At 57.6% G+C, this 11,111-nt stretch carries 12 protein-coding genes; 7 read left to right on the top strand and 5 right to left on the bottom strand.

Features of this window, described 5'->3' with window-relative positions:
- Positions 1-55 precede the first annotated feature (55 nt).
- Positions 56-1,234: a D-xylose utilization transcriptional activator XylR gene (gene xylR / locus PU624_RS04015; RefSeq protein ID WP_283546679.1), complete on the top strand. Its 1,179-nt coding sequence runs from the start codon at positions 56-58 to the stop codon at positions 1,232-1,234.
- 59 nt (positions 1,235-1,293) lie between these two features.
- Here xylR and PU624_RS04010 read toward each other — a convergent pair whose 3' ends face one another.
- The 5 genes from PU624_RS04010 to PU624_RS03990 form a co-directional block, all read right to left on the bottom strand.
- Positions 1,294-2,427 (bottom strand): ROK family protein, encoded by a 1,134-nt coding sequence (locus PU624_RS04010; protein WP_283548062.1) that lies wholly within the window; start codon positions 2,425-2,427, stop codon positions 1,294-1,296.
- A gap of 267 nt (positions 2,428-2,694) precedes the next feature.
- Positions 2,695-3,435 carry a replicative helicase loader DnaC gene (gene dnaC / locus PU624_RS04005; RefSeq protein WP_033734618.1) on the bottom strand — a complete coding sequence of 247 codons (741 nt, stop codon included), beginning with the start codon at positions 3,433-3,435 and terminating at the stop codon, positions 2,695-2,697.
- A complete protein-coding gene (dnaT, locus tag PU624_RS04000; protein ID WP_283546678.1) occupies positions 3,435-3,971 on the bottom strand; it encodes a primosomal protein DnaT in 537 nt (178 codons plus the stop codon). The genes dnaC and dnaT overlap by 1 nt, the downstream gene beginning before the upstream one ends.
- 111 nt (positions 3,972-4,082) lie before the next feature.
- The gene (locus PU624_RS03995; RefSeq protein ID WP_283546677.1) at positions 4,083-4,763 is read right to left on the bottom strand and encodes a hypothetical protein; all 681 of its coding nucleotides are present in this window, start codon (positions 4,761-4,763) and stop codon (positions 4,083-4,085) included.
- A gap of 74 nt (positions 4,764-4,837) precedes the next feature.
- Positions 4,838-5,524: an autotransporter gene (locus tag PU624_RS03990; protein ID WP_283546676.1), complete on the bottom strand. Its 687-nt coding sequence runs from the start codon at positions 5,522-5,524 to the stop codon at positions 4,838-4,840.
- 155 nt (positions 5,525-5,679) lie between these two features.
- On the opposite strand from PU624_RS03990, the gene PU624_RS03985 reads away from it, so the two are divergent.
- The 6 genes from PU624_RS03985 to PU624_RS03960 all read left to right on the top strand — a co-directional run bounded on the left by PU624_RS03985 (position 5,680) and on the right by PU624_RS03960 (position 11,088).
- Positions 5,680-6,246, top strand: coding sequence for a DNA-3-methyladenine glycosylase I (locus PU624_RS03985; RefSeq protein ID WP_283546675.1), 567 nt, complete (start codon positions 5,680-5,682; stop codon positions 6,244-6,246).
- 110 nt (positions 6,247-6,356) lie between these two features.
- The gene (locus PU624_RS03980) at positions 6,357-7,019 is read left to right on the top strand and encodes an OmpA family lipoprotein (RefSeq protein WP_013359583.1); all 663 of its coding nucleotides are present in this window, start codon (positions 6,357-6,359) and stop codon (positions 7,017-7,019) included.
- 136 nt (positions 7,020-7,155) lie between these two features.
- Entirely contained in the window at positions 7,156-8,139 is a 984-nt protein-coding gene (locus PU624_RS03975; protein ID WP_283546674.1) for a LacI family DNA-binding transcriptional regulator, read from the top strand.
- A 65-nt stretch (positions 8,140-8,204) separates the two neighbouring features.
- A complete protein-coding gene (locus tag PU624_RS03970) occupies positions 8,205-9,230 on the top strand; it encodes a LacI family DNA-binding transcriptional regulator (protein ID WP_283546673.1) in 1,026 nt (341 codons plus the stop codon).
- A gap of 139 nt (positions 9,231-9,369) precedes the next feature.
- Positions 9,370-10,119 (top strand): IolE/MocC family protein, encoded by a 750-nt coding sequence (locus tag PU624_RS03965; RefSeq protein ID WP_283546672.1) that lies wholly within the window; start codon positions 9,370-9,372, stop codon positions 10,117-10,119.
- A 9-nt stretch (positions 10,120-10,128) separates the two neighbouring features.
- Complete coding sequence (locus PU624_RS03960) at positions 10,129-11,088, top strand: sugar kinase (protein ID WP_283546671.1); 960 nt, start codon at positions 10,129-10,131, stop codon at positions 11,086-11,088.
- The last annotated feature ends 23 nt before the right edge of the window (positions 11,089-11,111 follow it).

Genomic DNA, 11,111 nt, shown 5'->3' with positions numbered 1-11,111 from the left:
TGCCCCTTTCAGCCGTGTTATGCAATGCGCTGAGGATTTAAGGGAACGCGCCATCATGCATGATAAACGTTATCGCATTACGCTGTTGTTTAACGCCAATAAAGTGTATGACCGTCAGGTTGTGGAGGGCGTCGGTGAGTATTTACAGGCGTCGCAGACTGACTGGGATATCTTCATCGAAGAAGATTTCCGCTGCCGCATCGACAACATCCGTGAGTGGCTGGGCGATGGGGTGATCGCCGATTACGACGATCGCTCCATCGAAACCCTGCTGTCGAATGTTTCTGTCCCGATTGTCGGCGTTGGCGGCTCTTACCATCGTCAGGAAGATTATCCCCCGGTGCATTACATCGCTACGGACAACGCCGCGCTGGTGGAGAAAGCCTTTCTGCATCTGAAAGAGAAGGGCATCAACCGCTTTGCCTTTTATGGTTTACCGGCGTCCAGCGGCAAGCGCTGGGCGCAGGAGCGGGAACAGGCGTTCCGCCAGCTGGTGGGGCGTGAACGTTATCAGGGCGTGGTCTATCAGGGCATGGAAACCGCGCCGGAAAACTGGCAGCACGCCCAGAACCGACTCGCCGACTGGCTGCAGACGCTGCCGCCGCAAACCGGCATCATCGCCGTCACTGACTCACGGGCGCGACATCTGCTGCAGGCGTGTGAGCACCTGAAAATACCGGTGCCCGAGAAGCTTACGGTGATCGGGATTGATAATGAGGAGCTGACCCGCTACCTGTCACGCGTGGCGCTCTCGTCCGTGGCGCAGGGCTCACGACAGATGGGCTATCAGGCAGCTAAACTGCTGCACCGGCTGCTGGATAATCAGCCTCTGCCGCTTCAGCGCATTCTGGTGCCGCCGGTAAAGGTTATTGCCAGGCGCTCTACCGATTTCCGCTCGCTGCGCGATCCGGCAGTGATTCAGGCGATGCACTACATCCGCTTCAACGCCTGTAAGGGGATAAAAGTGGAGCAGGTACTGGATGCGGTCGGGCTGTCACGCTCTAATCTTGAAAAACGCTTCCGGGATGAGACCGGCGACACTATTCATGCAATGATCCATCGCGAAAAACTGGAAAAAGCCCGCGAACTGCTGGCTTCTTCGTCGCTTAACATCAATGAGATCTCGCAGATGTGCGGCTATCCTTCGCTGCAATACTTTTACTCAGTCTTCCGCAAAAGCTACGACACCACGCCGAAAGAGTATCGCCAGCATCATGGGGAGAATGTGTTGTGAGGGGAACAGGCTGAGTGTGGTGTGAAGTGAGACCGGATGACCCCACACGGTCTGACCTGCTAGATCATCCGCTGCTCACTCTGCTCCAGTACAGCCAGCGCCAGCCCGTTAGCCGGATCAATCCGGTTTTCCGGGAAGTGCAGCTGGGTATGCGCGGCGGTAAAGGCCAGCGCGTTGCCGTGAGCCGTATCGCGCACCGCTTTGCAGAAGACTTCACTGGCGCTCCACTGGCAATCAATGATGATGGTGGCGGGATTGAGCAGCAGCATAATCTGGCTCAGCGCCGCCCCCAGATATCCCCCCGCCTGCGCCATCACCTCATCCACTACGCGCGGCGCGCTGTCGCGGTTCTCCCAGCTCAGACCAGGCTGACGCTGCGCCAGCTGCTGTTTAATCGCAGGCTGGCTGACCAGCACTTCCAGGCAACCCCGGCGGCCACAGCTGCAACGCGGTCCTTCGGGCTGCACAACCAGATGTCCCGCTTCACCCGCCGTCCAGCTGTGCCCGGTAAACACTTCGCCATGCTGTACCAGTGCGCCGCCAATTCCCTCAGAAATTCGCAGATAAAAGTGCCCGCTTTCTACCGATAATCCACGCTGCTCCACAGCCAGCAGCGCAGCGGCTTTAACATTATTCATAATGCGAATGGGCAGACGGACGTGCTTGCGTAGTGCGCTCAGCAGGTCAACATCCTGCCATTCAAGCGGTAATGAAATGTGCATCCAGCCGCGGCGGGGATCGACGATTCCAGGGAAGCCCAGGCCAATGCCGAGCAGATCGGGATAGTGTTCTATCAGTTCCCGGCACAGCATGGCCAGCTCAGCCAGCAGTCGCGTCGGGTTACTGGTGTCGGTGCGCAGCGTCGCTTCCGCCAGCACCTGAGAGAAATAGTCGCAGACCCGCCAGTGGATAACGTTACGTTCCACCATGATGCCTGCGCTCTTGAGTTTTTCCGGCCGAAGGGTAATCCCGATTTTAGGCCGTCCGGCAGCCGCAACGCTGACCGGCCCCAGTTCCTCTATCAGGCCCTGTTCCAGCAGGTCATCAATGATTAATGAGACAGTGTTTTTGCTGAGTGTCAGCGTCTCGGCCAGATCCTGACGCGATGTCACGCGCAGCTTGCGCAGCTGAGTCATCACCCGTTTCTGGTTATTCAGTCGCAGTAGTGCAGGGCCTTTGCCGTTTGTTTTCATCACGGGTTCACTCAACAGAGGAGTAAGAATTGAGTGTATCAGCCCATACGCTTTCCACATCCCACACTTTTGCGTGCTGTTTCACACAACCCGATCGGGTGTGGCTGAGATCGTGACGGCGATCAGATCGCTGGGTTTTCTGCTGTACCGGCTGGCCGGAGTGAGCCTGGGTGCAGCGTGCCCGGCTGCGCCGGGCAGTGGCTGAAAGGCTGGGGAAAGGGAGCCGGATGCAATAACGCGTTTTGTCAGGCCCGCTGCAGGCTCTGTTTAATATTCGTCGCCACGCACCCTGCTGCGATAGCTTTCCCAGTCGAAACGCACCCACAGGCTGTTGCCGAGGCGCATACGATCCATGACGCGTTCGCCCAGCAGCGCATTCATACCCGCATGGTCGAGGTTGGATAACATGCCGGTCGGGCGTTTTGACGAAGAGCGGCGATCGACAATCTGGTTGATGATCACTTTTTCGTAGCGCGATTCGCTCTGCATACCGATCTCATCAATCACCAGCAGATCAACGCTACTGAGATCCTGAATCAGCCGCTCTTCAGTAATGCCGCTGCTGCCACTGAAGGTGCCCTTCATGCTCGACATGAGATCGGCAACCGTCACAATCAGCACGCTCTTACCGCGCAGGATCAGGTCATTGCCAATCGCGGCGGCCAGATGGTTTTTACCGGTGCCGGGGCGGCCTGAAAAGACAAAGCTCGCGATGCTGCCATCAAACTCAGCAGCGTACTGACGTGCCAGCTCCAGCGCTTTGCGCTGTCCCTCGTTCTCTACCCGGTAATTATCAAATGAGCAGTTCATGTGCAGCTCGCGAATGCCGGAACGGCCCATCACGCGCTGCATTTTCATTGCGCGGTTCTCACGCACAATCGCCTCTGAACGCAGGCGACCCTGCTCCTGATTCCACGCCAGCAGCTCTTCGCCATTGGCAAATTTAGGACGGGTGCCCGCAGGCATCATTCTTTTCAGACGGTTAAAGAGATCATCTGGCGTTTTCATCATTCACCTCGGAAACCATCGGGAATGGTACGGTCAGGATCAGGCAACTGCGTGATATCACGCTTCGGTTGCCCGCCGTTTGCGGCGCGGTTCATCTGAATGCTGCGCGCCAGCTTCTGTTGCCACTGCACATGATGGAACATCCGGCCTTCCGCCTGCCAGTAGGCCACAAAGGCCGCCAGCTCGCTGGGCGTGACCGGTTCACCCAGCGCCACGCCCCAGATGGCGGCCTGACGCGTAAAGTCGGCATCCGGCTGCCAGCCCTGATACATGGCGAACTTGCCTACCGGTGTATGGATCGCGGCGGGCGCATCGTCATACAGGCTGTCATCCAGCGCCACATCATTCGGCTGCCGGGCGGCGGCTTCCAGCGCCAGCAGCTCAGCCAGACGCGCCGGCGTGATGGCGTACATCACCGGCGCATAATTATCTAACACCGCCAGCGTGCCCTTTTCCGCCTGCTGCAGCGCAGTCAGCGGATCCTGTCGGAAGGCATCCAGGCCAATGAGCGTTGAAGTTAAGATTTTAGCTGACATGAAAAGACCTGAGGTTAACGAACACCTTGCGTCGGGAACCCGTCGCCGACGCAGAAGTGTTTATTGTACCTGTTTTAAGAGTGCGGATCGCTTAAAAAGCTTGAGGGCAAATCAGTGCGAGGTGACCGGAGAGGCGTGGTGACGGGCCGATGCAGATTCGGTGGCGCGCGCGCTGACGGCAACTGCGGCCGGACGGGTCTGCCATAAATAGCGCACTGAGGCGAGCCAGCAGAGGCTGTACCCCAGAAGCTCGGTGCCCTCTTCGGCCATGTTTTTCACCACGCGGTTGTAATCGTCCAGCATCAGATGCTGCCACAGCGCGTGCACACCAAACAGCCGGGAGAAAACCAGCACCACTAAAAAGCCGGAAGCCATCACCGGCCAGCTGCGATGCAGCAGCAGGTTAGCCAGCGCATGCACGGTTTTCTCTGGCGTCCGCAGCGCAACGGCCAGCGAACCCGCCGTAACGGCCAGGGCAAACCAGACCCAGCTGCCGTGCTGGATGGTATCAAACACGAAGTCGAGCTCGCGGATCAGCATGCAGCTGTAAAAGCCCGCGACTAAGGTCAGCGCCCCGCGCTGGGCGGGACGGCGTTGAGCCGCAATGAAAAACAGCGCGGCGATCATCGCCAGCATGCATTCCTGGGTGGTTTCAGTAAAAGAGGTTTCGTGAAGTGCATCGTTCATCCAGGCCACATCAATGTAGACAGGGACGAGAGTCAAAGCGAGAACCAGTGCTGCCAGAAGGAAGACCGCTATTTCGCGGCCAATAATTGTCAAATCGTTGCGCATTTTGTTACCAGTATAATGATTAGCGGACTCATTATATTTTAAACGCCCGATTCCCTTTCTCTTTTCATGCCCCGCTAGAAGCTGGCGCTGAAGCCGAAGGTATAAAGTTGCTGATCCTGATTATTCAGCGCTTCGCTTTGTGAAAACGAAGCGAAAGCCGCCAGATTATCGTTCAGTGGCATCTGTGCACCGATGCTCACATCGATGCCGTTAGATTGATCGGTGCTGTTCGTCGTTTCATGCCGGGGATTCTGCGGCGAATCTGCCATCAGATAGTGGTAACTCAGCTGCGCCCAGGGCGAGATCCATCCCTGCTGCGAATCGATTCTCCAGCCAACGCTGGCGCTCTGCTCACGGCTCTGCTGATCGCTGTAGTCGCATTGCAGACAGTTCATCTGCTGCGGATCGACCGCATACTGCGCCACAGGTCCGGTGGTCAGTGACGGGGCGATGGGCATATCAACGCCAGCGCGATAGCGTTTGCCCAGCGGCGTGGTGCCTACGCTGCCGGTTTCACTGTGCAGGGCGATGGGAGAGGCGGTGGGCGAGTTAATGGCGGCTTCAAACAGGGCGCGACTCTCATCGCTGAAAGCGAGTGGGGTCAGGGCGATCTTCTCCGCCAGAATCGTGTCGTAGTCGGGAAGAAACTCAGGATGTTGAGGCGCAGAGGCGCCTCCGCGGGCAAAAGTCGGTTGCGTAAAGATGAACAGCCCTACAGCACAGCAGATCCGCAGACCTTTCCAACCGCTTCTCGGCAACATTGATTCTCCGGGCAAAACTGAAGTTATTATCCGGCGTCTGAATTAAATTTTCGGCCCGTCTCTGTTATTTAACCGCTGATCGTTTAACTATCAACCCATTAATTCTAAGATCAAGCGGACCGCTAAAATATTCTCGATATTTAAGGAACAAAGCGATGCAACGATGTGGTTGGGTAACGCAGGATCCCCTCTATCTGGCTTATCACGACAGGGAATGGGGTGTGGCGCAGCGGGACAAACATGCGCTGTTTGAGATGCTCTGTCTGGAAGGACAGCAGGCGGGATTATCCTGGATCACCGTGCTGAAAAAGCGGGAAAACTATCGGGCGGCGTTTCACCAGTTTGACCCGCAGGCGATTGCGCAGATGGATGCTGCAGATATCGACTCGCTGATGCTCAACAGCGGCATTATCCGCCACGCCGGGAAAATCGCCGCCATTATTGCTAATGCCCGCGCTTATCTGGAGATGGAAGCGAAAGGGGAGGATTTCAGCCACTTCGTCTGGCAATTTGTCGATAACGTGCAAATCGTTCATCATTATCCTGACTACAGCCAGGCGCCCACCACGTCAGAGCACGCTATTGCGCTCTCGAAGGCACTTAAGACACGTGGTTTCAAATTCATCGGTCCCACAATTTGCTACTCGTTTTTGCAGGCCTGTGGACTGATAAACGATCATCAGAGCAACTGTTTTTGTCATCCTGATAATCAAAAGGGGTGATTCCCGGTAAATCAGGATTTTTCTGCACTACATTCCCCGTGACCACGCGGCATAATCGTGCCACTTATGGGAAAGGTTTTCCCCTGTGTGTCGAATGTAAGGGAACAAAAATGCAGAAGAAATTAATCGCCATCACCTTGTTATTAAGCGGCAGTCTGGCCCTGCCAGGCTGTACAACCAATCCTTACACCGGCGAATCTCAGGCGGGTAAGTCGGGCGTGGGCGCAGGCCTGGGTGCATTAGTGGGTGCGGGTGTCGGCGTGCTCTCCTCGTCGAAGAAAGATCGCCGTAAAGGTGCGCTGATTGGTGCCGCTGGTGGTGCTGCACTGGGCGGTGGCGTGGGCTACTACATGGACGTGCAGGAAGCGAAACTGCGCGACAAGATGCGCGGTACCGGCGTCAGCGTGACCCGTAATGGCGATAACATCGTTCTGAATATGCCAAACAATGTCACCTTCGACTCCAGCAGCAGCAATCTGAAACCTGCAGGCGCGAACACGCTTACCGGTGTTTCAATGGTGCTGAAAGAGTATCCAAAAACGGCGGTAAACGTAGTGGGTTACACCGACAGCACCGGCAGCCGCGCGCTGAACATGCGTCTGTCACAGCAGCGTGCTGAAAGTGTCGCCAGCGCGCTGATCGTGCAGGGTGTTGCCAGCGATCGCCTGCGTACGCAGGGTGCAGGCCCGGATAACCCGGTTGCCACCAACAGCACCGAAGCAGGCAAAGCACAAAACCGTCGTGTTGAGATCACGCTCAGCCCACTGGGATAATCGCGGTCGCCCCCGCCCGGGGGCGAACCTTTTCTGTAAAGTATCACGTTAAACGCACCAGTAATCTTTCTGCAGATAGAGCCAGAAGTGGCTTTATGGTAGCCTGATCAAAAATTGATCAGCGGACTCCTCTCCCATGTCTCTTAAAGCCATCGCTGCAGTTTTAGGTCTTTCCGTTACCACAGTCAGCCGCGCCCTCAATGGTTATCAGGATGTCGCTCACGAGACGCGTAAACGCATCGAAGAGGAAGCGCAGCGGCGTGGCTACCGGCCCAATGCGGCGGCGCAGCGTCTGAAAACCGGTCGTGCCAACGCGGTGGGACTCGTCTACCCGATCAGTGCCTCTCCCCTGGGTGGCAGCGACTTCAGCGATATGCTGCTGGCGCTGGATCATCACCTTGCCCGTTATGAAATTAACCTGCTGTTGCTGGCGGATAAACAGCAGCAGAGCCAGTCGACCCTGACACGCCTGCTGCGCAGTGGAGCCGTTGATGCCCTGATTGTCGGTCACACCACGCCTGAAGACAGTCGGCTTCGCGCTCTGCAACAAACCAGTTTTCGCTTTCTGGCACTGGGTCGCAGCGATTTGCCCTCTACCTATGCCTGGTTTGATGTTGATCACGTTGCAGGTTCACAGCTGGCGGTGGGCTGGTCGCTGGCGCAGGGACGACAGCGGATAGCCTGGCTTGGCAGCAATGAAAACAGCACGCGGGTACGTGACCGTCGTCAGGGTTATCTGACGGCGCTGGGAGATGTTGCGCCTTATGCGATGGCAGCGGTCACACCATCGCGCCGTGCCGGCTATCACCAGACCCGTGAATGGCTGGCAGAGGCTCCCACGCCGGAAGTGATCATCACCGACTGCGCTGTGCTGGCTGAAGGCGCAGCCCTGGCGCTGCAACAGGCCGGACGCGCAGCGGGCGAGGGTGCCATTCTGCTGGCGGGCTGGGAAGGATTGCCGCGGGATGCGATTCTCGATCATCCCATTGCTGCTATTCGCCAGGCAACACCGCATCAGGCGGGTGAGCAGGTGGCTGAAATGGTGATGCAGCTGATCAACGGCGCGCCCCCGGAAACGTTACAGACCCTGTGGCAACCCTGGCTGCAATTACCGGCGTAGCACTTTTTGCGGTGGGCTTTGCTTGTGCTAGTCTCTGCCAGGTTTCTTCTTTCGCAGGATATCTCATGAAAATCAGGCCGCCTCGCGCCACCATCAGCGATGTTGCTCACGCGGCACGAACCGGTAAAACCAGCGTTTCACGTTATCTGAATGGTGAACTGCATCTGCTCTCTGCCGGATTAAAAGCGCGGATTGAACAGGCGATTGCCGATCTCAGCTATCGTCCAAGCCAGATGGCGCGCGGCCTGAAGCGCGGACGCACCCGCCTGATCGGGCTGATTATCGCCGATATCACTAATCCCTATTCTGTTGATGTCATGAGCGGCATTGAAGCCGCCTGCCGCGAGCAGGGCTTTACGCTGCTGATGTGTAACACCAACAACGAAGTGGATCTGGAGCAGCACTATCTGCAACTGCTGAGCAGCTATCAGGTCGAGGGCATCGTGGTGAACGCGGTCGGGATGCGTGAAGAGGTGCTGAACCATCTGCAACAGTCCCTGCTGCCGATGGTGCTGATTGACCGTAAAATTCCCGCTTTCCCCTGCGATGTAGTGGGCCTGAACAACGCCGAGGCGGCCGAAACGGCCACGCGTCATCTGGTCGACAATGGTTATGACGCGCTGCTGTTCCTCAGTGAGCCGCTGGGCAGCGTGAATACGCGCCGCGAGCGTCTGCAGGCTTTCCGCCAGCTGCTGGCGGCGCATCCGCAGGTTGAGCATGAGAATACCGAGGTGGCGCTGCATCATCCCGATGCGCTGGATCAGGCGTTGCTGGCCTTCCATCAGCGTTATACCGGCAAACGCTGTGCGGTGATGGTCGCCAACGGCGCGCTGACGCTGCAGGTGGCGCGAGCGCTGCAGCGGCTCAATCTGCACTGGGGCCGCGATATCGGCCTGCTCGGTTTTGATGAACTGGAGTGGGCGGCGCTGGCCGGTGTCGGTATCACCACGCTGAAACAACCGACCTGGCAGATTGGCTTCAGTGCGCTGGAACGGTTGATTGCGCGTATCGAGGGCAGCGAATTGCCGGTTACCGAGCAGGTCTTCTCAGGCGAACTGATCGTTCGCGGCTCCAGCCAGCCTCTGGGCTGAATTTCAGATTTAACCTTCCGTTTACATGCTCGCTTCGTGAGCACGATCATAATTTCACAGTTTGATGCTTTGCTTTGGAACCGGTTCCATTTAGGGTTTTTGTATTCGTTATCGGCAGAACCCTGCCATGGAGTAGAACATGAAACCTGACATCATCGTGGTGACCGCCGCTTATGGCCATACGCAGATCGCCGCTCTCGGCGGTCAATCTGCGCTGCTGCCGATCATCCAGCGGGCGGGCGCTGACGGGGTCGAAATCCGCCGCGAACTGCTTGATGATGCGGCGCTCACCGATCTGCCGGCGCTGGGCCGGGCGGTGGCGCAGCATGAGCTGCACGCCAGTTATTCGGTACCCGATACGCTGTTTTGTGACGGCGGCGAAATCAATCCACGCATAACCCACTACGTTGAAGAAGCACGCCAGTTAGATGCTCAGCGGCTGAAAGTGGCGCTGGGAGACTTTACCGGTGCGCTGCCTCGCGAAACGTTGCAGGCGCTGCTGGCGGATCTGCCGTTTCAGCTGACCGTGGAAAACGACCAGACCGAACATGGCCGACTGGCACCTTCAGTTGCGTTTTTCACGGCGGTCAGGGAAGCCGATCTGCCGATCACCATGACCTTTGATATGGGGAACTGGCGCTGGACCGGCGAGGATGCCGATCAGGCGGCGCAGCAGCTGGCCGCGCAGGTGGGCTATGTGCATGTCAAAGCAGCCGTGCCGCATCAGGATAGCTTCCGGGCGATTGCACTGGATGAGGCAGACGACCACTGGCGCACACTGTTGCAACAGCTGCCCGCACAGGTACCGCGCGGTATCGAATTTCCGCTGGAAGGCGACGATCTGACGGCGGTGACACGCCACTATGTGTCGCTGCTGCGTAACGTGTAAGGAACAGATATGACGCACACTAATCATCACAACGGTCCACTTGATGTTGTCACCATCGGCGAAGCGATGGCGATGTTCATCGCCCGCGAGACCGGCGATCTGGCCGCAGCAGAGACCTTTGTTAAACGCGCGGCGGGGGCTGAGCTCAATGTGGCGACCGGTCTGGCACGTCTTGGCCTGAAAGTCGGCTGGGTCAGCCGTATCGGTGATGACGCCTTTGGCCGGTTTATCTGCCAGCAGCTGGAAAAAGAGGGGATCGATCATGCCTGTGTGACGGTCGATAAGCGCTATCCCACCGGTTTTCAGCTCAAGTCTAAAGTCGATGACGGTTCCGATCCGCTGGTGGAATATTTTCGGAAAGGCTCGGCGGCCAGCCATCTGTCGGTTGACGATTTTGACGCCGACTACTTTGGCTCGGCGCGTCATCTGCACCTGAGCGGGGTGGCTGCGGCGCTGTCAGAGAGTTCGCTGGAGCTGCTGAAATACACCGCCAAAGAGATGCGCTCGCGCGGTAAAACCATTTCGTTTGACCCTAACCTGCGGCCGGTGCTGTGGCGCAGCGAAGAGGAGATGCGCAAGCAGCTCAATCTGCTGGCGGAGTATGCCGACTGGGTGCTGCCGGGTGAAAAAGAGGGGCTGATTCTGACGGGTTATCGCCAGCCGGAAGCGATCGCGGATTTCTATCTCGACAGGGGTGTGAAAGCCGTCGTGATTAAAACCGGTTGTGACGGTGCCTGGTATAAAACGGCGCAGGGTGAACAGGGCCAGGTTGAGGCGATCAAAGTCGATAACGTGGTGGATACCGTGGGGGCCGGTGACGGCTTTGCCGTTGGCGTCATCAGCGCCCTGCTGGAAGGTCAGTCGCTGCCGCAGGCGATTCGTCGCGGCAACAAAATTGGTTCGATGGCAATTCAGGTCATTGGTGACAGCGAAGGTCTGCCGACGCGTCAGCAACTGGGCGACGTGTAGTCCGCGCCCCTCTACAGACACAG

This window comes from Pantoea sp. Lij88 (assembly GCF_030062155.1).
Taxonomy (GTDB): Bacteria; Pseudomonadota; Gammaproteobacteria; order Enterobacterales; family Enterobacteriaceae; genus Pantoea.
The sequence above is the reverse complement of the archived record's forward strand: the minus strand, read 5'-3'. Positions and strand labels throughout refer to the sequence as shown.